We start from the raw sequence: 24,666 nt of genomic DNA, 5'->3' as shown, positions 1-24,666 counted from the left end.
TCAACAAAAAATTCAAGTGATTGTGGACTGAATACTGCAAACTCTCTCAGGGTGCTTTTCTTGAAATAATCCAACTACAACCTGTTTTACTGTAAACAAGCCTATCGTGTAAACGATTTGGGCGACCTTGCCAAAATTCAAATTTTACTGGCTTTATAATATATCCACCCCAATGTGGTGGACGAGGTACATCCATACCTTTAAATTTTTCAGTATAAAACTGTACCTGCTGTTCAAGCTCTTCCCTACTCTTAATGTCTTCACTTTGATTTGATGCCCATGCACCCAATTGACTTTCTCTTGGTCGTGCAGCAAAATAAGTATCCGATATTTCGTTAGTAACTTTTTCAACTTCACCTTCTACCCTAATCTGACGCTCTAATTCTCCCCAAAAAAAGTTAACAGCAATTTTGTTCGAAACACTAATGTTTTGTCCTTTTTCGCTGTGATAATTGGTATAAAAAACCAAGCCTTCTTCACTAATATTCCTTAAATAAACTACTCTTGAATGTGGCTGACCAACTTCATCAACAGTCGATACCATCATCGCGTAAGGGTCGAGTAATTGAGCATTAACAGATTCTTCAAACCAGACCGAAAATTGTAAAAATGGATTTGCATTCACTGAATCTTCCGATAATGGTTTATCAGCAAAATCTCTTCTAATAGCGTTTAAATAATTTCGTATTTCTTCCATTTTTTAGTAATAGCTACTGGGCAAAAATTAAAAAGAACGCAGATAACACAGATGAATATGATAAACAGAAATAATAACAATAGCAAAACTTATGATGTCTGTCCGCCTTTGGCGGACTATATCACATTTAATCATATTCATCTGTGTTATCTGCGTTTAATGTTTCTTTAACAAAACTAATTAATTCAAGTATTCTACAACTAAATAATAAATTTTAATTAAATTTATTGTGCAATTGATTTATCATGACAACAAACCCTTTAGATTACTCCATAGCTGAACTTAATACACTTGATTTAGCTCAAGGCAGACTTTTAATTGCTGAACCTTTTATGAACGACCCTTACTTTAAACGCTCGGTAGTATTGTTAACCGAACACAAAAAAGAAGGTTCGTTAGGTTTTATTTTAAACCACCCATTAAACATAACCGTAAACGATACGTTAAGAGACTTCCCTGAATTTAATGCTCAGGTATTTATGGGTGGACCCGTTCAAACAGATAGTTTATTTTACATCCACACACAAGGTAATATTATAACAGAAAGTGAACATATTATTGATAATTTGTATTGGTCGGGTAATTTTGAGCAATTAAAAGACATGATTATTGACCAACAAATTTTTCCAAATGAAATCATGTTTTTTGTAGGTTATTCAGGTTGGGATTACCCTCAAATTAAAAACGAAGTAAAAGCTAATTCTTGGATTATTTCGGATTTAAATAGTTTTACTATAAGCGATTTTAAAGACGAACACCTTTGGAAAAAAGCTTTACAGAAAATGGGCCCAAAACATACAGTTCTCTCCAATTTTCCTGAAGATCCAAGTTTAAATTAATATGTATTTAAAGGGATTTTTAATTATCATCAACCTTCTTTTTGTTAGTTTATGTTTTTCGCAAACCGACGATTATGTGTTGAGTGGAAAAAAATCAAACAACAACTCCATAATTAAAAAGGACATTTACAACGTAAAAAATCCTGATTACACCAGTTATTTTCTTTCTCCAACCGCTTTTACCATTACTAAACGTGATTTTAGATTAGTCAGTAATGATATTTTGTTTTTTAAAGGCACTTACGGTTTAACCAGTAAAACCAATCTTTCATTAACGACATCATTATTTGGATCTATTTTAGGGTCTTTAAAACACAGTATTGATTTACAAGATGAAAAAACCTTGTCTTTTTCTAGTACTGTAGGAAATTTTACTGCATCATTAAAAGACACCAATGTTATGTTTACTGGTGTTGATGCCGTTTTTACGATTGGAAATCATCAAAACAACGTTAGCTTAGGTACAGGTTTCTATTTTATAAAAAGTAACATTGATATTGTTTACGACAAACGTGAGTTTTTTGTACATGCCGTTACATTTGGTATTCAAAACCAAATTTCGAGAAAAGTATATGTAATGGTTGATGGTTATTATTTTACCAATTACAACATGTTTACCGCTGCGGCTGGTTTAAAATTTGTAATTAAAACTCGTTATAGCTTAAATGCAGGAATTATGCCCATTGTAAGAGACGATATTCGAACCTCTCGTTACGACATTAAATCAGTAATGATTCCTATTATCTCTTTTAGAATGTTAATTGAACGAAAAGATTAAGTTTTATCTAATCCATAATCACGTTCAACCTTTGCAATTCGCACTTTAAAATGTGAGTACCAATCTTGTCTACCTTTTTCTCTAGCAACAGCATGGTCTGTATTATTTTTCCATTTTTGAATCGATGCTAAATCTCTCCAATACGAAACGGTAATACCAATTTCCTCTCTAGCCGACTCTATGCCTAAAAAACCATCTTGTTTACTCGCTAACTCAACCATTCTAACCGACATATCACCATAACCATTATCACCTTCTGTTCTTAATGAAGTAAATATTACAGCATAATATGGCGGTTGTGGTGTTTTAGCAATCATAATTATAACTAATCTCTATAAAAAACCAATTCTGTTTCTGTCGATAACTTTGGGTTGTAGTAATACCCCTCTGAGTTAAAGCCAATCAATTCTTCGGTATTTTCAATCTTGTTTTTAATGATGTAATTCGCCATCATACCCCTTGCTTTTTTGGCATACACCATCACCACTTTATAGTCGCCATTTTTACCATCTTTAAAAATGGGGGTTATTATTTTGGCATTTAATTTTTTAGGGTTTACCGATTTAAAATACTCCGTAGAAGCTAGGTTTATAACGGTTTTATTTTTATGTGATGCTAAAACATCGTTTAGTTCACTAGTAATAACATCTCCCCAGAAACTATACAGATTGCTGTGTTTTTTAATCTTTAGTTTTGTTCCCATCTCTAAACGGTACTCGTGCATGAAGTCTAAAGGTTTTAATACACCATACAAACCCGATAATATCCTCAAATGGTCTTGAGCATAATTGATTTCTTTTTCAGATAAAGATGTAGCGTCTAATCCACTATAAACTTCTCCAGTAAATGTAAATATAGCTTGTTTTGAGTCAGTTTGATTATGTTCTTTTTTCCATAAATGATATCGATCAACATTCAACTCCGCAATTGCTGGGCTTACCCCCATTAACTCTTGTATTTTCTTTGGCGAATATTTTTTCAGCTCATTTATTAGCTGCTCCGATTTATCAAGTTGAGTTGGTAACGTATTATTTTTTAGTTTTTCACCTGCTATACTAAGTTTTTTAGCTGGTGAGAGTAATATCAGCATGTTGTAACTTTAATTAATAGTGTTAGATAATTATCTTCCTCCAAATGGAGCATCAAAAATAGAAGATTGACCCATAAAACCTCCAGAACCAAAGTTTTGATTGGTTAATGAATTAAACCCAAAACCATTTCTATTGTTATCGTTAACTCTTATTTCACCATACAAAGTAACATTGTCGCTTACTTTATACTCGAAGGCTGCAGCATAACCTATTCTGTCAATTTCGCTTGCTTTATTGTTTGTTCCAAAAGCAGTAGAATTAAATTGAGCCATGTTATAAAAAACACTACCCGCAACGGTTAATCGGTCAGTTAATCTATATTTGGCTGTAATGTGTGTATAATATTGTGAAATATTTCCTGTAAAAGGTTGGTATCTTAAATCGTAAATTGGTCTAAAATTAGTTACATCACTACTTACATAAGTCATTCCTGCCCCAACTGTTAAACGGGGTGAAACCAAATAATTAACGCTTGGACAATAAAACAAACTAGCAGAACTACCAAAAGTTTTACTGTACGACATATTTGCCCCCGTCGAAAACTGATACCTGATTTTATCTTTGTTTTTTAAAGAATCAAAAGGCAACACATACTCTTCTTCTGGTAATGTAGTTGTTTCTTGCGCTTTAAGCTGACTAAAAGCAAGAAGTAACAATAATATATATATTAACCCCTTTTTCATTTTATACAGTAAAGTTAGTAAAAGAAATCAACACTAAACACAACATCTTGCATTTAACTTTTTTTAACATTACCCATCAAATAAAAACTACAATTGGCACGTATATTGAATAAAGCAATTGCAAATTAAAAGATATGAAAAGCATAAGAGAACAATACGTAATGTTAAAACGAAGAGCAAAACAAGCCATGATAAATGGTCAGTTAAATTATTATTTACAATTGATTTTAGAAGCTGAACAATTGAGCTTGATTTTAATAGAAAATAAAAGAAGATAGTTTTTATAGTTAGTTTAGTTAGGGTTAATAAAAAAAAGTCCAGCACCGTTGTGTCTGGACTTTTAATTAACATAAAACTTATCTAAAAAAAGGGGGTACAATTTAAACCGACTACTATAAAAAATAGTTTTTGTCGTTGAATTTCATTTTACTTCTTGTGTTTTCATTAACACCATTTCCATACGAGCTTCCCACTCCACCTAGAGCAAAAACTACAAAAAGTAGAACAGCTACTATTAAAATGATTACTAACATAAATCGAAGTTTTAATTACTTTCGTCTACAAATATACAACTTTTGTCGAAACTAAAAAATTTTATCGAAGTTTTTTTTAATTTCGTCGAAACATGAAGATAATTCATCTTATAAGACATGCTAAATCAAGCTGGGAAAATCCTAGTACTTCCGACTTTTACAGAAAATTAAATGAAAGAGGGCTGCGTGATGCACATTTTATGGCTGAAGAATTAAAAAAATTAGCGTATCACCCTGATTACATCCTTTGTAGTCCAGCTAAAAGAACCACTAAAACTGCTGAATTTTTTACTGAAAAATTAAACCTTCATCAAAACCACATTCATTTTGAACAACGAATTTATGAAGCTTCGTTAAAAACCCTTTTAGAAGTTTTAAACGAGATACCAAACCAATACAACAACATTGCATTAATTGGTCACAACCCTGCAATAACTCAGCTTTCAAATTTTCTTACCACCGATTATATTGATAACATCCCCACTTGCGGAATAGTTAAAATAGAAATGGATATTGAAGATTGGCAACACATTATTGAAGGAATAGGACGTAAATTATTCTTTATTTATCCTAAAATGTTTTAAAATCCTAACACCAATTTTCTTTTATATAGGCTGATATAGTATTATATTTGACATCTTAAAAAATTACTCATGGCAAAGAAACAAGACTTAGATTTTAACAAGAATGAAGATGTAAATAAACTAATGGTTTCAGAATTAAACAGGAAACTAGACCAAGTATATTTAGGTGGAGGAAAAAAACGCATTGAAAAAGAACATGAAAAAGGCAAATTAACAGCACGCGAACGTATTGATTATTTGTTAGACCCAAAATCAAAAAGAATTGAAATTGGTGCATTTGTCGGCGAAGGTATGTACAAGCAATATGGAGGTTGTGTTTCAGGTGGGGTTGTTGGTGTTATTGGATATGTTAGTGGCAGACAATGTATTGTTGTTGCTAACGATGCAACAGTAAAGGCTGGAGCATGGTTTCCAATGGCTGCAAAAAAGAATTTACGTTTACAAGAAATATCAATGGAAAATAAATTACCTATTATCTATTTAGTAGATAGTGCAGGTGTTTTCTTGCCTATGCAAGATGAAATTTTTCCTGATAAAGAACATTTTGGCAGAATTTTTAGAAACAATGCTAAAATGTCGGCAATGGGTATTTCTCAAATATCTGCAATAATGGGTAGTTGTGTTGCTGGTGGAGCATATTTACCAATTATGAGCGATGAAGCAATGATTGTTGATAAAACAGGTTCTATCTTTTTAGCTGGTTCATATCTTGTAAAAGCAGCAATTGGAGAAACCATTGACAACGAAACGTTAGGAGGAGCAACCACCCATTGCGAAATTTCTGGTGTAACCGATTACAAATGTAAAGATGACAAAGACTGTTTAGATAGAATTAAAAAGATAATGAACAAAATTGGCGATGCCAATAAAGCAGGTTTTAACCGTATAAAAGCTCAAAAACCAAAATTAGACGAAAACGAAATATTTGGAATATTACCTGACTCAAGAGAAAAACCTTATGATATAAAAGATATCATTTTAAGAATGGTTGATAATTCGGAATTTGACGAATACAAAGAAGATTATGGTAAAACCATTGTTTGTGGATATGCACGTATTGATGGTTGGTCGGTTGGAATTGTAGCAAACCAACGAATTGTAGTAAAGTCTGCAAAAGGAGAAATGCAATTTGGAGGTGTAATCTATTCTGATTCAGCCGATAAATCTGCTCGTTTTATTATGAACTGTAATCAAAAGAAAATTCCATTAGTATTCTTACAAGATGTTAGTGGATTTATGGTAGGGTCTCGCTCCGAACATGGTGGTATAATTAAAGATGGTGCTAAAATGGTAAATGCTCAAGCCAACTCAGTTGTTCCTAAGTTTACTGTAATTATTGGAAATTCTTATGGGGCAGGAAATTATGCCATGTGTGGAAAAGCTTATGACCCTCGTTTAATTGTTGCTTGGCCATCAGCTCAATTAGCTGTAATGAGTGGTGCTTCCGCTGCAAAAACTTTATTACAAATTGAAGTTGCTGCTTTAAAATCAAGAGGAGAAGAAATTACTCCTGAAAAAGAAGAAGAATTATATAATACTATTAAAAATAGATACGACGAACAAATTTCACCTTATTATAGTGCTGCTCGATTATGGACAGATGCTATCATTAATCCATTAGATACCAGAACATGGATTTCTATGGGAATTGAGGCTGCAAATAACGCTCCTATCGAACAAGCATTTAATGTTGGTGTTATCCAGGTTTAATGTCAATAATTATTTTTGTGCAAACCATTTAATTTTCATTTATTTACATCTTAAATTTTAATTCAAATTCATTATGAAAAAACTATCGTTTAAATTAATTTCATCTTTAGTAGTAATCAGCGCTTTACTATATTCTTGTGGTGGAAACCACGAACCAGAAGAAACAACAGAAGAAGTTGTTGTTGAAGAAGTTGCAACAGAAGAAGTTACCTACATGCTGCCTTCTCCTTTACAAATTGTTAGTTTGTTTAAAAATGCTGGTTTAGAATATGTTGGTGGCTTAACCAACCCTAAAGACAATGTAAATAATTACAATGCGAAGACCAATCAAAAAATAAATTTTGGAGTATATGCTGCTGATATGGCTTATGCTATTACCAATAACCAAACTCAGGAAGCTATAAATTATTTAAATGCTTTACGTCAAATGTCTGAAAAAATTTGGATGACAGATGTATTTAACAGCACTGGAGTTGCTGAGCGTTTAGAAAAAAATGTAGGCAATCAAGATTCGTTAACAACCATTATGGCTGATATGCAAATGGAAATGGATGAATATTTAGACGAAAATGGCTCTAGCTACACAGGTTCAGTTATTTTTGCTGGTGCATGGATAGAATCGATGTATTTAGCTTTAAATGCAAACAAAAACACTTCTGAAAAAGTAGCTAATCGATTATCAGAACAAGCCGTAATTATTGGTAACCTTATTGGAGCTGTAAAACAAGCTAACGAAAACAACGAGTTTAATGATTTAGTAGCTTCGTTAGAAAAAATTGAAGCTAGCTTTAAAGCTATAAATGATGAAAGTGCTTCAGCTTTAACACCTGAACAATTAGCAACATTAAAAACTACTGTTACAGAGATTAGAAATAACTTAATTAAAGGATAATTACATGAAAAAGTTAATCAAAATTTTATTTGTTGCTCTTTCAATATTTACTTATTCTACGAGCATAGCACAAGAAACAGAATGTGATGCATCTGCACTTAAAGCTGATTTAAAACCTTTTTTAATGCCAGTTTACAAGTACGATTCATCAAACATTACAAAGTTTACTTACAAGGCAGAAAAACAAGGGAAAGAAATAGAGGTGCCTTTGTTCTCTAGCGAAAAATACCGATTATTGTTTAACGCTTCTACCCTTCCAGATGTTGAAATTTATATTTACGACAAACCAATGGGTAAACCAAACAGGACGTTGTTATATGCTTCAAAAAGCAAAAACAACAAGGAGGGCTTATACTCTTATGACCCTGAAAAATCTGCCCCAGTATATGTAACGTATATTTTACCAGGTTCTGAAAATGTAGGGGCTAATGGTTGTGTTGTGTTCTTGTTAGGATATAAATTTTAAGAAAAAGTATAAAAACAAAAAAAGGCTGTGAATCACAGCCTTTTTTTGTTTTTATAGAAACTATATTCTCATAAAGTTTTTCATTAAATTTATCTAAATTTTTTATCATGAACCTAAACGAAAAAGTACAATTATTAACCTCAAATGGTTACGAATTTAAATTTGGTAAATATATATCAGATGGACTTGACTATTTTAAAACTCAAGCTGGATATTTTATTGGATTCTTTGTTGTTTCCATTCTCATGATAATGGTAGCAGGGTTTATACCTGTAATAGGAACTTTTGCGAGCCAAATACTAAGTGCAACATTACTTGTTGGCTATTTTATTGCAGCTAGAAAAATAAAGCAGGGTAATAGTATTACGTTTGACGACTTTTTTAAAGGCTTCTCCTCTATTGGACAAATTAGCATCATTCAATTAATTTTGTTTGGGTTCTCCTTAGTATTACTTATGCCTTTATTAATTTATGGTTTTTCCGTTATGTTTAGTGGAATTATCGATGGTATAAAGGACAACTCTTTTGACGACAACATCTCTCCACAAGAATTGTTTGAACTTTTTAGTGTTGATGGCTTAATTCCTCTTTTTATTATCACTGTTCTTTTACTAATGTTTATGCAAACAATCTATTCATTTGCAGCAGTTAATGCCCACTTTTTTAAAGCTAGTGCATGGGAAAGTATGGAGGCTAGTAGAAAGGTTATTCAAACCAAGTTTTTTCACTTTTTTGGTTTAATTGTAGTTATAGCTCTTATTAATTTACTTGGCGTACTTTGTTTATTTATAGGATTATTGGTTACTGTTCCTATGAGTTACACCATAATGTACGCTGCTTTTGATGATATCATGAACCCTGATGAAGAAAGTAACTTGATAGATGACGATGCTTTTGAAAACAGAAGCAATTAACTTTTTGCCTCCTCAATTTTAAATGGAACTTTAACCAAAGATTTTAAATCTTCACCAAGCGTTTGCATATCTTCATCATCTTCATCAAAATTCCAAAGTATTGATACGTCTGCCTTTGAAGAAGTGGCATATTCCTCTATTTTTTTCATTAAAGTAAGCATACATTCTGTCGAATGAGTATTTAAATAATCTAGGTGTACCTTAAAATAAACTTTAATTGGAGAAGTGGCCAAAAATTCAGTAATCCAATCTTCTAAAGGTTTATAAAATTTTAATGGATGTTCTGGAATAGACCTACCTACAATACTCAATACTCCACCTTCACTAAAAGCAACTGCGGGTGAGTTTTGTTTTCCTTCTATAAACAGAGATTTCATTTTTATAACATCTTATAAAAACAAATATAAAATTTACAACACGAACAAAAGAATAATTTATGATTTTTTAGACGAACCGACTGATTACTTCTTTAACTTATCCTTAAAAACCTTTCTAAATTTTTCAACTTTAGGTCTCACAACTGCTTTACAATATGGGTTTTCTCCATTCAATTCAAAATAATCTTGATGATAATCTTCTGCAGGATAAAAATTTGTGAAAGCTGTAATTTCAGTAACAATAGGATCTGGATAAACTTTCTCTTGATTTAAAGTCGCTTTAAACTCTTCTGCAACCTTTCGTTGTTCTTCATTATGATAAAATATAGCCGAGCGATATTGCGTACCAACATCTCCACCTTGTCGGTTTAAAGTTGTTGGATCGTGTACTTGCCAAAATACTTCTAACAATTCTTGGTAGGTAATTATTTCAGGGTTGTACGTTACCTGACAAACCTCCGCATGACCTGTATTACCAGTACAAACTTCTTTGTAAGATGGATTTTTTACTGAACCTCCAGCATATCCAGAAACAACTTGTTCTACTCCCTTTAAATCAGAAAAAATGGCTTCTACACACCAAAAACAGCCTGCTCCAAAAGTAATTGTATCCATATTTTGTTGTATTGTATTTATTTTTATAAGTTCTTTTGATTCAACTTCAGAAGTGTTGCACGAAATTAAATAGAAAAACAACATAAAAACAGCATACCTTTTTGTCATTAGTTTATTTTCTTAATTAAATTTTCTAATGCTTGGAAAGTTGAATTTGTAACGTTAACCAATGGTAATCGAAGTGTGTCACCACAAATACCAAGTATTTTTAAAGTTGCTTTTATTCCTGGAGGATTTCCATCAACAAACATATAATGTACCATATCAAAATATTTGTAATGAAGTTGTTGAGCTGTTTTAAAATCACCTGTTAAAGCTGCTTTTACCATATTACTATAATCCTTAGGAAAAGCATTTGCAATTACAGAGATAATTCCATCTCCTCCACTTGCTATAATTGGTAAATTAAGAATATCATCGCCAGAAATCACTAAAAACCCTTCAGGTTTATTTTTGATGATTTTCATTGAGTTAAAAATTACACCAGAAGCTTCCTTTACTCCAATAACATTTTTACAATCATTAGCCAAACGTAAAACCGTTTCTGCTTCCATGTGGGAGCCTGTTCGAGCTGGCACATTGTAAAGAATAAGTGGCAAAGGACAAATTTCAGCTATTGACTTATAGTGCTGGTAAATACCTTCCTGACTTGGTTTATTATAAAATGGACTTACAGATAAAATAGCATCTACACCTGTAAAATCATACGTATGAAAACAGTCTAAAATATCTTGAGTGTTGTTACCCCCTATACCAAAAACCAATGGCACTCTACCATTGTTTACTTTTATTACAAAAGCTAAAACATCCAATTTCTCTTGTCTACTTAGTGTTACTGATTCTCCAGTAGTTCCATTAACCACTAAATAATCAATTCCTCCCGAAATTAAATGTTCAACAAGTCTCTCAAGACCTTCAAAATCAACACTTCTGTTTTCTTTAAAAGGAGTTACAATAGCTACTCCTGTTCCTTTAAATTTGCTCATTAATAATTTTTTAACAAAGTTTGTTAAAATTTTTTAAATGTTGTTGAAATATTAAAATTAATTTTTCAACATTATTTTCTTTGTAAAAGTACTTTTTTCTAAAACCAATTGTAAAAAATAAACCCCTTCTGACAAGCCTTTTAAATTCAACTTTACAACACTATCGTGAGGCTTAATTGTTTGGATATTTTTTCCAGTTACATCAAGCAAATTTAACTTAAAAATTGGTTCGTTATTAGATGAAATAATGTTTAGAGTACTTGTGGTTGGATTAGGATAAATACTAATCTCTATTTCATTTTCAAAATCATGATTACCTACCGTTAATAACGTAATGGTATCAGAATAATTAACACACGAAAAAGAATCTGTAACCGTTAAAAAATAATCACCATTGTTTTGAGCTATTAGTATGGTATCACTTTCTCCTGACAACACTGATGTATTGTAATACCATTGCAAATCTAAAGTTGATGAATACAATAAAGTATCATTACCTAAAACAGTTAAGGTAGGTTTTTGCGGTAGAGCATGCCATGTAGTTTGTAAAGTATCACTAAACGATTTACAACCACTATTATTAGTAACAACTACATAAACAACTTCTGTACTATCTATTGTTATGGTTGAATTGGTATCATTGTTAAACCATACATAACTTGAATAACTACCCGGATTTAAATCAACTGAATCGCCATCACAAATATTAACATCTGCACCTAAGCTAACCGAGTAATTTGAATGATTAAGTACATCAAAAGCATTAACTTTTCCATAACCAAATCCTATATTTGGAACAGTTCCTGTATAAACATCCTGTTTGGCAGTATTTTGTATGGCATTTTTAATTTCAACCATTGTTGCCGTTGGACATTTTTCCAAGTATAAAGCAGCAACACCTGCAATTACAGGTGATGCCATAGATGTTCCTCCATTGATACGATGTTTACCTCCAAAAGCGATTTTTTGTTGATTTGGCGGATTAGCAACACTTAAATCTACTATCGCTTGCGAAACAGGACCAATGGTATTATCTCCTGTTGCTGCTACATCTGGTTTTAATAATCCCCTGCGTGTTGGTCCCCAACTACTAGAAATGGCTTTTTCTCCAGGTACCTGACCAGTATAACGAACTATCGAGTCAATATCTAAATATGATGCCCTATTATTGAAGTTTGCAACCGTTAAAATAGATGATAAATTTTGAAAACTACTAACCATAGTTTTTGCAGAATCTGGTCGTTCGTAAAAAGCAATTTGGGGCAGAACGGCAACTGATGGCAACCCTGAATTCACCATGTTCGATACTCCCAACCAAGATGCTGACCAAATATCCAATTTACCACTTCCTGTGGTCATAAAACTAAAGTTATAGGTATTAGAATCGGGTTCTTGTAAATGAACTGCCAAATTGTATTTATCTCCTTGTAACTCTCCATAAGTATCTACGATAGCTATTCTATTTCCATTGTTGTATATCGTATCTGTAAAACTGCCAAGTCTATTCTGAATGTTGACAAATGGTGTGTTCCCTCTCAACTCAAAACTACCAGAAGGTAAGTTTGCTCCTATTGAAAAATCAACATTATTCAAATCAGCTGTATCTGCCCATGCCTCAAAATAAACTGCTCCATAACCAAAAGCTGATGAAGGATTGTATTTGAACCAAGTAAAGGTAGTATCTGAGGTTATTTGGTGTTCAACATGCCAATTAATATGTCCGGCATTACCTGCGGCACAAACAAAAGCTCTTCCTGGTTTATAATTAACAATACTATCAATTAAAAGTGAAGCAGCATCAGTACCATCATGCGAACCCCAATAATCGCCCATACTTACATTAATTACACAAGGCATATTGTAACTATCGGCTACATCATAAATAAACTTAACAGCATCTACTACTGTCGATAACCAATTACTAATATTTTGGTTACTTGAAACAGAAACAATATAAGATTCTGGTGCTACTCCTTTATAATTGTTCACTGCCAATCCATTCCCAGCAGCAATTCCTGCCACATGAGTACCATGATTGGTCCCTCCATGATCTAAATGAGTACAAGTACCTCCATTTATCGCCACCGAATCCCAAACCTGCCCATATCCAAAAGCACTAGAGCCATTGTCAGCTAAGTATTGATCCCAAATAGCTAGAATCCGTGTATTTCCCAAAGTATCTTTAAAATCTAAATGGGCAAAATCTATTCCTGTATCAATAAAACCCATTACAACTCCTTTACCAGTATACGGTTGAAACAATGGTGAAGCGCCTTGATGAATTGGAATAACATTGTTATGAATAAGCATCGTATCGCTAAGAATCGTAGGCTTCGAAAAACTATATTCAATTGACTGAACAAACTGGTTAGCTGAAAAAGAATAAATTGTTGAAGATGGCAACTCTACCTGAACAATATTTCCAGCACTTAATTTTACTTTACCCCCAAGTTCCAGAACAGCTTGTTTTATTAAATCAACTTCTCCCCTAACAAACAATGCAATTTGTTCATTACCTTTTGATTGTTGAATAGTGTTTCTTAACTGAAAGTTAACCTTGGATTGCTGGGCAAACAAGCCACTTGTAAAAATCAACGTTAATATGAATAATGTTTTTTTCATGCTCAACTAATGTTCCATAAAGTTAACTAAATAAGTACTCAAATTTCTAAAAAGAAGTAATTTCGTTTTCAACACATTAAATAGCATTGTTATGAAAAAAATTGTTGGAGTATTATTTGTCGCATTTTTAATTGCTTGTGGTTGTGATAAAAAAGTAGAAACTACTGTTGATCAAAATCAATTGTTTGATACTTATAAAGAAAGTTTTATCAATCAGTTGTGGGAAAATTCTCCAGGTTGGGCAATGTGGGTAGGCTACCATAAATACGACCATATTTTAACTATTCCTAACGAAGAAACCCGTAAAAAAGAACTTGCTTTTGCTAAAAACCATTTAGACTCCTTGAGTAAATTTTCTGTTGATGGTTTATCAGATAATAACAAAACCGATTTTTATTTGATGGAGAATTTGTTAAAAGGAAACATTTGGACCATTAACGAATTAAAATCATACGAATGGGACCCTTCAAATTATAATGTTTCTGGTGGATTTTCTAATATATTAACTACCGATTTTGAAAACCTTGATACTCGTTTAGATATTTTCTACCAACGTATGGAAAACATTCCTGCTTATTTTGAAGCAGCAAAACAAAACATTAAAAACCCCACATTAGAACACACACAATTGGCAATTGACCAAAATCTTGGTGGTTTATCCGTTTTTGAAACCGAATTGGAAAACGCTTTAGAAAAGTCGACCATTAACGAAAACACCAAAACTGAAATTTACAAAAGAGCCGACAAAGCCACTGCTGCTATTAAAAGCTATGCTGATTGGTTGAAAAACTTAAAGAACGAAACACCTCGTAGTTTTAGGTTAGGAAAAGAACTGTATGCCAAAAAATTTGAATTCGATATTCAATCGAGCAATACGGTTGAAGAAGTTTATCAAAAAGCATTAAAAAGCAAAGCCGAATTACATGTTAAAATGGCTCAAATCACGCATCAAATTTGGAACAACTATTTTAAACAAGCTATCCCTAATGATACTTTACTGGCTGTGAGAATGATGATTGACCATTTATCTGCTAAACATGTTCAACCCGATTCTTTCCAAACTGCCATTGAACAACAAATACCTGTTTTAGTGGAGTTTATTAAAGATAAAGACTTGATTTATATCGACCCAACAAAACCTTTGGTAGTTAGAAAAGAACCTGCATACATGGCTGGTGTTGCTGGAGCTTCCATTTCATCGCCTGGTCCTTACGAAAAAAATGCAAACACCTATTACAATGTGGGTAGTTTAGAGGGTTGGTCGAAAGAGCAATCAGAAAGTTATTTGAGGGAATACAATCATTACATTTTACAAATTTTAAATATTCACGAAGCCATTCCTGGACATTACACACAATTGGTTTACAGCAATCAATCGCCAAGTTTAATAAAAGCAATTTTAGGTAACGGCACCATGATTGAAGGTTGGGCGGTTTATACCGAATTGATGATGTTAGAAAATGGTTACGGCAACAACGAGCCAGAAATGTGGTTGATGTATTACAAATGGAATTTAAGAACTGTTTGCAACACCATTTTAGATTACAGTGTTCATACTCAAAACTTCTCAAAAGAAGATGCTTTAGATTTATTGGTTAACCAAGCATTTCAACAACAAGCAGAAGCTGAAGGAAAATGGAAAAGAGTTACTTTAACTCAAGTACAATTGTGTAGCTACTTTACTGGATTTAAAGAAATTTACGAATTTAGAGAAGAATATAAAACACTTGTTGGGAAAGACTTTAACTTGAAAAAGTTCCACGAAAAATTCTTGAGTTATGGCTCTGCTCCTGTAAAAAATATTCGTGAAATGATGTTGGCTGAACTTAAAAAATAACCTATTTTTTACTTGCTACTTCTAACTTTAACGAGCTACTTGTGATGTTCTTGTAATGGTGATAACGCTCCATTATTTCATTGGCATAATCGTAAGCTACAAAACCCTTACAATATCCACTTTTTACAACTGGATCTTTGTAGTATTTTGGTTTAGACTTGTTTAGAAGGAAAAAACTAACATCTTTCCACAAAAAAGGATTCTTCTTGTATTTTTCAGCCAAATTCTTAGCATCAATAACATGTCCTGGACCAGCATTGTAACTAGCCAAAATAAAAGGAATACGCTCTAAAGTGTCACTGATGTGTTCTTTCCAAATATCATTTAAACGCTTTATGTATTTAACCCCTGCTTTAATATTTTGCTCAGGACCAGATGAAGCATCAACTCCAAAACGAGCACCTGTTTCGGGCATAAATTGCATTAAACCAAAGGAACCACCCCATCCTAATGCATCATTATTAAAATGCGATTCCTGATAAATTAAGGCAGCCAACAACTCCCAGTCCCATCCAATTTCTGGAGCATATTTTTTTATTAAATCGTCGTATGGAGAAATTTGACCGGATAACAACGTAAAATACTTGTGCTTTGTTCTTCCACTAACTAAATGTTGATTTTTAAAATACTTATTGTACAACGATTTAAATTTTCTGGTTTTTTGAAATTCTGCCAACCAACTGTTCATCGACTTTAATAAACTATCCGAATTATTTCTAACTGCCCAAGCAATATCTTGATGGTCTTTTATTACTAACTCCGCATCAATATTTGGATAATACCATTGATTAACCATGGCAATATTTTTATCGGCAATGGTAAACTCAATTTCTTTGTTTGCAACTTGTTCAATCAATTCTTCCGATGTTAGTGTACCTGGAACCAATTCAATATGAATTTTTTGTTTAATGTCTTTCGATACTTTTTTTAACTCCTTATAAAACGACGAATTTTCTCTTACCACAATGGTTTTACCTCCCAATTCCATCACAGAACGTAAAAGAGAATCCTCCATTTGTTTCTTTTTCATTTTTTTCCAATTATCTGGCTTGCGCTGAATCAACACTTGTTTGGTAATTAATATGGGATGAGTAAAACTTACTTGTTCCAAACGTTCTTCGGTAACTGTTAAGTTCGCCGCAACCACATCAGCATCTCCTTTGTTTAATTGAATAAAAACACTATCAATGCTTTGAATAGGAACAACCTTTAGATTTACCCCAATTTTATCTGAATACATTCTTAACAACTCATATTCAAAACCTTGAGGCACTCCTTTATATATAAAATAACTGGTAGAGCCGTAATTGATTAATGCCGTTAATGTTCCTTCTTGTTGGATGGTATCAAAATCACGATAAATGGGTTCCATTTTTTCAACACCACTATCACAACTGCTAAAAAATATAGCAATTGAAATAATAGTGATGTATGAAATTGATTTTAACATTCGGAATTTGTTTAATAACAGTATTTTTGTGTTCGGAAAAAAGGGTCAGAAAATCAATTCTAACTCTTTTTACGGTTTAAACATCCATTTGGTTATTTAATGTTAAACAAAAACAAATACTTTCTACTCCTCTTTATTTTAATGGCGAACTTTTTATTGGGCGCAAACTTAACCAAAGGTTTTGAAGCTTTATCAATACACGATTATTTTAAAGCCAAAAAAATATTTGAGAAAGGATTAAAAAAACAAACACCAGCATCCGCTTATGGTTTGAGTATAATTTATAGCCTTAACAATAACCCTTTTTACAACTTGGATTCGGCTCTTTTTTACATCAACAAAAGCGAAGAATCATTCAACCTTTTACCAGATAAAAAGAGAAATAAACTAGTTACTTACAAAGTTGATTCGTTATCCATTTATACGCAACACCAATCGATTGACGAAAAAGCTTTTATTGTTGCCAATAAAATAAACACCGTTGAATCATACAGCTACTTTATTTCAAAAAATTTAGGTGCAGTTCAACTTGACGATGCTGTTTCTTTACGTAATCAATTGGCTTTCAATCATGCCGAACAAATAAACCTTTCTTCTGCCTATTTAGATTTTATGACTACCTACCCCGATGCTGATGAATTTGCAGAAGCAAAGAAGAGGTATGAAAAACGTTTGTTTGAAGAATATACTGAAATCAATACACTTGATAACAACCTTAAATTTATTAACGAACACCCCACAAACCCCTATGTAAATCAAGCACACCAAAACATTTATGATATTTCTACCCACAACAAAACCATTGTTGCTTTTCATAATTTCATTAAAACTTTTCCAGAAAACCCTTTGGTATCAACAGCTTGGAGAATGTTATACAACCTTTCTACATTGGTTCATACGCCCGAAAACATTCAAAAATTTGTTGATGATTATCCCGACTACCCTTTTAAAAATGAGTTAAAAGAAGACTTTTTATTGGCAAACACCAATTTTTATCCGTTTCAAAAAGAAGGCTTATGGGGCTTTATCGATGATAGCTTACAAGTTGTAATTCCTTCCATTTACCAATGGGTAAGCAATTTCCACGAAGGCGTTGCTGTAGTGAGTCAAAACAACAAATTTGGGTACATCAATAAAGCTGGACAATTGGTTATTCCTTTTATGTACGACGAAGCCGATGTTTTTAAAAATGGCATGGCTGTAGTTGCTAAAGAAGAAAAATATGGCATCATCAATAGAGTTGGCGAAGAATTAGTTCCTACCATTTACGATGAAATTGGTGATGTAAAAAACCAACTCATTGCTGTTGAATTGGATGAAAAATTTGGTTTTATCGACCGATTAGGCAATTTAAAAGTAGGATTGGATTTTGATGCCGTTGGCGATTTCCAAAATGGTATTGCCTATGTAAAAAAGGATGATTTGTTTGGAATTATTGATACCAACTTGTACTACATTGTTAAGCCAAAATACGATTGGGTTGATTTATCCGATAGTAAATTCATCAGGGTAACCCAAAACGATTTGTACGGAATAATCAATGCTAAAGGAGATTCTATTTTGCCAACTGTTTACGACCACATTTCTGAACTAAAAAACGGAAGAGCTTTGGTGGTAAAAGATGATTTGTATGGTTACATTAATAGTATCGGAAAAACTGTTATTCCAATAAACCTTGAAGCAACAGAAGGTGTTATTAGTTGGGGATTGTTTAACGAGAAAGGATATGCTCGAGTTTTATCGAAAGGTAAAATTGGCTTAATCGATAGTTTAGGGCAAAAGTTTTTACCTGCTCTTTTTGAGGATGTTAGCAGCATCTCTAAAAACCTAATCGCTGTAAAACAAAAAGGAAAATGGGGTTATTGCGATTACCAAGCTAAATTAAAAATCCCTTACAACTTTCAGGAAACCAACGAATTTGTTAATGGTTTAGCTATAGTAAAAGCAAATGGTTTTTATGGTGTAATTGATGAAAAAGGAAATTTTGTTATTCCTGCAACTTACCAAGACTTAAACAGATTGACTATAACATTATTTACAGCTAAACAAAACGACTTGGTGGGTATTATTAATACTAAAAATGAAGTTGTGGAACCATTTAATTATTCGAAAATTGAGTTTACTGAAAACAACAAATTAATTCGATTGATTAGTGACGATGCTATTATTTATAAAAAGAGATAAAATTAATTCTAAACACCTTAACAGTTAAACTCAATCTATTTTGAGAAAGAAAAGGAACCCAATAAAACTTACTATATACCTTATAATAGGAACGCTGGTTTTTTGGACAATGTTAACTTTATGGGCACAATATAGTGGATATCAAGAATCTGAAACAATTGGAGATGTAGCCTCAAAAAAGAAAGCATTAATCGTTTATAATCCCGATCCTATTTATGATTTAGACAAACAAATTTGTAGGAGCTTTGCTATTGGGCTGAGTTCTTGTGATTATAAATCTACGATTATTACTGCGCAATATAAATTAGAGGATAAAGACAATTATGATCTCTACGTTTTTTGTGCCAATACTTATAATTGGGCTCCAGATTGGTTGGTAGTTAATTTTATTGAAAACTACGACAACCTAATCAATAAAAATGTTGTAGCCATTACGATTGGTTCTGGTTCAACTATTCAAGCTCAAAAGAAACTTGAAAACATCATTAAATCTAAAAGCGCAAACCTAGTTGATTCAAAATCATTCTGGTTAATGAGACCGAACGATGATGAAAGAACAGAAGAAAACAACATTGATGTAGCTAATGATTTAGCTTTAAAATTTGGAGTTACTATTGGTAAAAGGTTGTAATTCTAGAATTATTTTTATTTAACAAATTCCTTCAATTTTAATCAAAAATTAAGCGTGCTAAATTTTCAATACCAAACTCTTCTTCCTAATTTTGCAAAACCTTAAAAACTCAAATAAATTGAGATTTTTAATCGATAAAAAAGTAAAATTTCAAGATGAACAAAAAAATCACCAAACTTTTAGTCGCCAATAGAGGCGAAATTGCCATCAGAATTTTTAGAGCAGCAACCGAATTACACATTAGAACGGTAGCAGTGTACACTTTTGAAGACCGTTATTCGTTGCACCGATACAAGGCTGACGAATCGTATCAAATTGGCAAAAACGACGACCCTCTAAAACCTTATTTGGACATCGAAGAAATTTTGAACGTGGCTAAACGTGTTGGTGCCAATGCCATTCATCCGGGTTATGGATTTTTATCGGAAAACGTACATTTTGCTCGTCGTTGTAGAGAAGAAGGCATTAAATTTATTGGTCCAGAGCCAGAAGTTATGGAACAGTTGGGCGATAAAATTGCTGCTAAAAACATTGCCAGAAAAGCCAATGTACCTGTAATTGAAGGAAGTCAAATTGATTTATCGGACGACAACAAAGCCTTTGAAGAAGCACAACGTATTGGTTACCCGATTATGATAAAAGCTGCATCTGGCGGTGGTGGTCGTGGTATGCGTGTGGTTTGGAACGATGAACAATTAAAAAAATCGTACAACGAAGCAAAAAATGAAGCAGGAAAAGCCTTTGGTGATGACACCATTTTTATCGAAAAGTTTATCGATAACCCCAAACACATTGAAATACAAATCATGGCCGATGAATACGGCAACATGGTTCATTTGTTTGAAAGAGATTGTTCGGTTCAACGTCGTTTCCAAAAAGTAGTAGAAGTAGCTCCTTGCCAGAATTTATCGGCAGAAGCCAAGAAAAAGATTTACCAATACGCCATAAACATTTGTAAATCGGTAAACTACAACAATGTAGGTACCGTTGAGTTTTTAGTTGACCCACAAGAAAACATTTATTTTATTGAGGTAAACCCTCGAATACAAGTAGAGCACACCATTACCGAAGAAATTACAGGTATTGACATTGTACGTTCTCAAATACAAATTGCAAGAGGCTACCAATTATCCGACCCACAAATTTTCTTGAAAAGCCAAGACGATGTAAAATGCAACGGTTACGCTATACAATGTAGAATTACCACCGAAGACCCCGAAAATGGTTTTACACCCGATTACGGAACCATTGTAGCCCAACGAACGGCTGCTGGTTACGGCATTCGTTTAGATGCCGGTAGTTTGTACACTGGTTCTAAAATCTCTCCGTTTTTCGATTCCATGTTGGTGAAAATTTCGGCATCGGGACGAACCTTAAAAGGAACGTGCCAAAGATTGGAAAGAGCCTTAAAAGAATTTAGAATTAGAGGTGTTAAAACCAACATTGCGTTTTTAGAAAATGTAATTACCCACCCCGAATTTCAAGAGGGAAACATTACGGTTAAGTTTATCGAAAACCACCCTGAATTATTCCATTTTAGAAGAAAATTAGACCGTGCTACCAAGAGCTTAAAATACTTGGGCGAAGTAATTGTAAACGGAAACCCTGATGTAAAATACGTTGACCCCAACAAAATTTTTGTTGAACCTGTAATTCCTGAATTCGACAAGTATGCTCCTTATCCGAAAGGAACAAAAGACATGCTGACCGAAATGGGAAGAGATAAATTTATTGATTGGGTAAAAACCAACAAAAGCATAAAATATACCGATACTACTTTTAGAGATGCTCACCAATCGCTGTTGGCTACACGTGTTAGAACCAACGACATGATGAAAGTTGCCGAAGGTTTTGCCAAAAGTTTCCCCGAACTGTTTTCGATGGAAATGTGGGGCGGAGCAACATTTGATGTGAGCATGCGATTTTTACACGAATGCCCTTGGAAACGATTAAAAATGTTGCGTGAAGCCATGCCAAATGTGTTAACTCAAATGTTAATTCGCAGTTCTAATGCGGTTGGTTATACTGCTTACCCTGATAATTTGGTAGAACGTTTTATTGAAGAATCGTGGAAAAATGGTTTGGACGTGTTCAGGATTTTTGACTCGTTAAACTGGTACGATTCTATGGAAACCAGCATTAAAGCCGTTAACGAGCGTACCGAAGGTATTGCCGAAGCGTGTATTTGTTACACAGGCGATATTTTAGACCCTGACCAACACAAATACACCTTACAGTATTATGTAGATTTTGCTAAACGATTGGAAGATGCTGGAGCACATATTTTAGGCATAAAAGACATGGCTGGTTTGCTAAAACCGTACTCGGCAAGTGTGTTGATTAAAGAATTGAAAAAATCGATTGATATTCCTGTGCATTTACACACGCACGATACTTCTGGCTTACAAGTGGCTACCTATTTACAAGCCGTTGAAGCCGATGTAGATATTATTGATGTTGCATTGAGTTCGATGAGTGGTTTAACCTCGCAACCCAACTTTAACTCTACGGTTGCCATGTTCCAAAACCACCCAAGAGCCGAAAAAATTAACTTGCAAAAGTTAAACGAATACTCCAACTATTGGGAAAACGTAAGAGAATACTACTACCCTTTCGAATCGGGATTAAAAGCTACTACGGCTCAAATTTTCGACCACGAAATACCGGGCGGACAATACTCCAACTTACGCCCACAAGCTAGAGGTTTAGGTTTAGAAGATAAGTTTGAAACCATTAAAGACAATTACAAAGTGGTGAACAAAATGTTTGGCGACATTGTAAAAGTAACTCCTTCATCAAAAGTGGTGGGCGACATGGCGTTGTTTATGACCTCTAACAACCTTACCGAACAAGATGTAATGGAAAAAGGCGAAACTTTGTCGTTTCCCGAATCGGTAATTAATTTTATGAAAGGCGATTTGGGACAACCAACAGGCGGTTTCCCAAGCAAATTGCAACAGATTATACTTAAAAACATTAAACCGTATACCGATTTACCCAACGCTCACCTCGCTCCTATCGATTTTGACAAGGAGTTTGCAGCGTTCCAGTTAAAGTTTGATAAACATTGTGATTTTCTTGATTTCTTGTCGTACAAATTTTACCCAAAAGTGTTTGAAGATTACTACAACCACCACAAAGAATACGGTAATGTTTCGTACATACCAACCAAGGCGTTCTTTTACGGATTAAAAAACCAAGAAGAAATTAGCATAGAGTTTGAGCCGGGAAAAACCGTTGTGGTAGAATATTTATACACCTCAAAACCTGATGCCGAAGCCATACGTACCGTATTTTTTAACTTAAACGGACAAACACGAGCGGTAAAAGTAAAAGACAACAAGGTAACCTCTACAAAAGTAATGCACCAAAAAGCGAGTAGCGACAAAGAAATTGGAGCTCCGCTACAAGGTAAATTGGTGCAAATAAATGTTGCCGTTGGCGATACCGTAGAAAAAGACAAACCTTTGTTTGCTTTAGAAGCCATGAAAATGGAATCGACCGTTACTGCACCATTTAAAGGCACCGTTAAAAAAATACACCTTACCGAAGGCACCATGATAGAACAAAACGATTTGGTGGTAGAGTTTGAATAGGTTTTTGGTTAGATAAATTAACAAATTATTACTCATAAAACCAATCATGTGAAAATTGTTACTTGGAATTGTAATGGTGCACTAAGAAAGAAGTTTAGCAGACTAACTGAGCTTAGAGCAGATATTTATATAGTTCAAGAATGTGAAGATCCAAGTCAGTCAAAAGACAAACATTATCAAGATTGGGCTTCAAATTATTTTTGGAAAGGTGACTCTAAAAATAAAGGTGTAGCAATATTCGCAAAAGATAATATAAAGCTTGAATGTTTGGAATGGGATAGTGAATATAAGAATCACTATGTCAAACACTTTTTACCATGTAGAATTAATAATGAATTTAATTTGCTTGGTGTATGGACCCATCAAAATAACTCCCCAAATTTTGGTTACATAGGTCAATTTTGGAAATATATGGAAGTAAACAAGGCAAAATTTGACAACATGATTATTGCTGGAGATTTCAATAGCAATACTATTTGGGATCAATGGGATAGATGGTGGAATCATTCTGATGTAGTCAACAATCTAAAAAAACAAAAAATATTAAGTGTCTACCATAAGTTTAATAATGAAGAGCAAGGTAAAGAACTTCAACCAACTTTTTACCTACAACGCAAATCAGAAAAGCCCTATCATATTGATTTTATATTTTGTAGTGAACCAATTTTAAAACAGGTTACAAATTTTGAGATTGGTGAATTTGATAAATGGATTGAAATCAGTGACCACCTCCCTCTCTTAATGGAAATTTAGACGTTATCCAAACTGATCCAAGTTTAACGAAGTATAACTCTTCCTGTTAATTTTTGTTATCACACAACATAAACATATATCCCAGTTTTGTAGAGACGGATGATTATCCGTCTCCATAACGAAACCAATAAGCACATAACCCCATAATACAGCAGCAAAATAAAAACAATTACTTGTTTAATAATACAAATAGACGGACAATCGTCCGTCTCTACGGAAAAAAATCATTAAACCAAAAACCCAATGCTGGTTAAAATTTAACGAAGTGTAACTCGTTCCTAAGAATTTTGTCATCTCAAAATTAAATTATAATCCAATTTTGTAGATTAGAGACGGACGATTGTACGTCTCCATAACAAACCCAAAATACCGCTAATTATTCTTTTTTAGACGGATAATCATCCGTCTCTACGGGTGAAAAAAAAACA

Annotated in this window: 23 protein-coding genes; 13 read left to right on the top strand and 10 right to left on the bottom strand. The window is 33.3% G+C overall.

Annotation, left to right across the window (positions count from 1 at the left end; all coding sequences use genetic code 11):
- Positions 1 to 46: 46 nt before the first annotated feature.
- Positions 47 to 697, bottom strand: a complete 651-nt coding sequence (gene pdxH / locus H6589_04485; GenBank protein ID MCB9173845.1) for a pyridoxamine 5'-phosphate oxidase — start codon at positions 695 to 697, stop codon at positions 47 to 49.
- Positions 698 to 942: 245 nt separating this feature from the next.
- Between pdxH and H6589_04480 the strand changes: the two genes are divergently transcribed.
- Both H6589_04480 and H6589_04475 read left to right on the top strand, forming a co-directional pair.
- The gene (locus tag H6589_04480; GenBank protein ID MCB9173844.1) at positions 943 to 1,536 is read left to right on the top strand and encodes a YqgE/AlgH family protein; all 594 of its coding nucleotides are present in this window, start codon (positions 943 to 945) and stop codon (positions 1,534 to 1,536) included.
- Between the two features lies 1 nt (position 1,537).
- The gene (locus tag H6589_04475; protein MCB9173843.1) at positions 1,538 to 2,314 is read left to right on the top strand and encodes a hypothetical protein; all 777 of its coding nucleotides are present in this window, start codon (positions 1,538 to 1,540) and stop codon (positions 2,312 to 2,314) included.
- On the opposite strand, the gene H6589_04470 is transcribed toward H6589_04475, so the two are convergent.
- From H6589_04470 to H6589_04460, 3 genes are read right to left on the bottom strand one after another with little or no spacing between them, the layout of a single operon-like run.
- The gene (locus H6589_04470) at positions 2,311 to 2,637 is read right to left on the bottom strand and encodes an antibiotic biosynthesis monooxygenase (protein MCB9173842.1); all 327 of its coding nucleotides are present in this window, start codon (positions 2,635 to 2,637) and stop codon (positions 2,311 to 2,313) included. The genes H6589_04475 and H6589_04470 overlap by 4 nt on opposite strands.
- Before the next feature lie 2 nt (positions 2,638 to 2,639).
- Positions 2,640 to 3,404 carry a peroxide stress protein YaaA gene (yaaA, locus tag H6589_04465; GenBank protein ID MCB9173841.1) on the bottom strand — a complete coding sequence of 255 codons (765 nt, stop codon included), beginning with the start codon at positions 3,402 to 3,404 and terminating at the stop codon, positions 2,640 to 2,642.
- Positions 3,405 to 3,434: 30 nt separating this feature from the next.
- A complete protein-coding gene (locus H6589_04460; GenBank protein ID MCB9173840.1) occupies positions 3,435 to 4,088 on the bottom strand; it encodes a hypothetical protein in 654 nt (217 codons plus the stop codon).
- Positions 4,089 to 4,222: 134 nt separating this feature from the next.
- On the opposite strand from H6589_04460, the gene H6589_04455 reads away from it, so the two are divergent.
- On the top strand, positions 4,223 to 4,366 hold the full coding sequence (locus H6589_04455) for a hypothetical protein (protein ID MCB9173839.1): 144 nt from the start codon (positions 4,223 to 4,225) through the stop codon (positions 4,364 to 4,366).
- A 114-nt stretch (positions 4,367 to 4,480) separates the two neighbouring features.
- Here the strand turns inward: H6589_04455 and H6589_04450 are convergent, their stop codons facing one another.
- Positions 4,481 to 4,621 carry a hypothetical protein gene (locus H6589_04450; GenBank protein MCB9173838.1) on the bottom strand — a complete coding sequence of 47 codons (141 nt, stop codon included), beginning with the start codon at positions 4,619 to 4,621 and terminating at the stop codon, positions 4,481 to 4,483.
- Positions 4,622 to 4,713: 92 nt separating this feature from the next.
- Here H6589_04450 and H6589_04445 point away from each other — a divergent pair, with 92 nt between their 5' ends.
- The 5 genes from H6589_04445 to H6589_04425 all read left to right on the top strand — a co-directional run bounded on the left by H6589_04445 (position 4,714) and on the right by H6589_04425 (position 9,187).
- Positions 4,714 to 5,205 (top strand): histidine phosphatase family protein, encoded by a 492-nt coding sequence (locus tag H6589_04445; GenBank protein ID MCB9173837.1) that lies wholly within the window; start codon positions 4,714 to 4,716, stop codon positions 5,203 to 5,205.
- A 69-nt stretch (positions 5,206 to 5,274) separates the two neighbouring features.
- Positions 5,275 to 6,915, top strand: coding sequence for an acyl-CoA carboxylase subunit beta (locus H6589_04440; GenBank protein ID MCB9173836.1), 1,641 nt, complete (start codon positions 5,275 to 5,277; stop codon positions 6,913 to 6,915).
- Positions 6,916 to 6,988: 73 nt separating this feature from the next.
- The gene (locus H6589_04435) at positions 6,989 to 7,807 is read left to right on the top strand and encodes a hypothetical protein (GenBank protein MCB9173835.1); all 819 of its coding nucleotides are present in this window, start codon (positions 6,989 to 6,991) and stop codon (positions 7,805 to 7,807) included.
- 4 nt (positions 7,808 to 7,811) lie between these two features.
- Positions 7,812 to 8,273, top strand: a complete 462-nt coding sequence (locus H6589_04430; protein ID MCB9173834.1) for a hypothetical protein — start codon at positions 7,812 to 7,814, stop codon at positions 8,271 to 8,273.
- Positions 8,274 to 8,380: 107 nt separating this feature from the next.
- A complete protein-coding gene (locus tag H6589_04425) occupies positions 8,381 to 9,187 on the top strand; it encodes a hypothetical protein (protein MCB9173833.1) in 807 nt (268 codons plus the stop codon).
- Here H6589_04425 and H6589_04420 read toward each other — a convergent pair.
- From H6589_04420 to H6589_04405, 4 genes are all read right to left on the bottom strand, one after another.
- Complete coding sequence (locus tag H6589_04420; protein ID MCB9173832.1) at positions 9,184 to 9,564, bottom strand: DUF1987 domain-containing protein; 381 nt, start codon at positions 9,562 to 9,564, stop codon at positions 9,184 to 9,186. The genes H6589_04425 and H6589_04420 overlap by 4 nt on opposite strands.
- Before the next feature lie 84 nt (positions 9,565 to 9,648).
- Positions 9,649 to 10,179, bottom strand: a complete 531-nt coding sequence (gene msrA, locus H6589_04415) for a peptide-methionine (S)-S-oxide reductase MsrA (protein ID MCB9173831.1) — start codon at positions 10,177 to 10,179, stop codon at positions 9,649 to 9,651.
- Positions 10,180 to 10,286: 107 nt separating this feature from the next.
- Positions 10,287 to 11,165 carry a 4-hydroxy-tetrahydrodipicolinate synthase gene (locus H6589_04410; GenBank protein ID MCB9173830.1) on the bottom strand — a complete coding sequence of 293 codons (879 nt, stop codon included), beginning with the start codon at positions 11,163 to 11,165 and terminating at the stop codon, positions 10,287 to 10,289.
- 57 nt (positions 11,166 to 11,222) lie between these two features.
- Positions 11,223 to 13,787, bottom strand: coding sequence for a S8 family peptidase (locus H6589_04405; GenBank protein MCB9173829.1), 2,565 nt, complete (start codon positions 13,785 to 13,787; stop codon positions 11,223 to 11,225).
- 91 nt (positions 13,788 to 13,878) lie between these two features.
- Between H6589_04405 and H6589_04400 the strand changes: the two genes are divergently transcribed.
- Positions 13,879 to 15,624: a DUF885 domain-containing protein gene (locus tag H6589_04400; protein MCB9173828.1), complete on the top strand. Its 1,746-nt coding sequence runs from the start codon at positions 13,879 to 13,881 to the stop codon at positions 15,622 to 15,624.
- 1 nt (position 15,625) lies between these two features.
- Here H6589_04400 and H6589_04395 read toward each other — a convergent pair whose 3' ends face one another.
- Entirely contained in the window at positions 15,626 to 17,074 is a 1,449-nt protein-coding gene (locus H6589_04395) for a transporter substrate-binding domain-containing protein (protein ID MCB9173827.1), read from the bottom strand.
- A gap of 141 nt (positions 17,075 to 17,215) precedes the next feature.
- Here H6589_04395 and H6589_04390 point away from each other — a divergent pair, with 141 nt between their 5' ends.
- From H6589_04390 to H6589_04375, 4 genes are all read left to right on the top strand, one after another.
- A complete protein-coding gene (locus H6589_04390; protein ID MCB9173826.1) occupies positions 17,216 to 19,258 on the top strand; it encodes a WG repeat-containing protein in 2,043 nt (680 codons plus the stop codon).
- Positions 19,259 to 19,298: 40 nt separating this feature from the next.
- Positions 19,299 to 19,889, top strand: a complete 591-nt coding sequence (locus tag H6589_04385) for a hypothetical protein (protein MCB9173825.1) — start codon at positions 19,299 to 19,301, stop codon at positions 19,887 to 19,889.
- 155 nt (positions 19,890 to 20,044) lie between these two features.
- A complete protein-coding gene (locus tag H6589_04380; protein MCB9173824.1) occupies positions 20,045 to 23,485 on the top strand; it encodes a pyruvate carboxylase in 3,441 nt (1,146 codons plus the stop codon).
- A 48-nt stretch (positions 23,486 to 23,533) separates the two neighbouring features.
- Complete coding sequence (locus H6589_04375; protein MCB9173823.1) at positions 23,534 to 24,238, top strand: endonuclease/exonuclease/phosphatase family protein; 705 nt, start codon at positions 23,534 to 23,536, stop codon at positions 24,236 to 24,238.
- Positions 24,239 to 24,666: the final 428 nt, after the last annotated feature.

The organism is Flavobacteriales bacterium, from assembly GCA_020635795.1.
In the GTDB taxonomy this organism is placed as follows: Bacteria; Bacteroidota; Bacteroidia; order Flavobacteriales_E; family Vicingaceae; genus Vicingus.
This window is presented reverse-complemented; position numbering and strand designations above follow the sequence as displayed.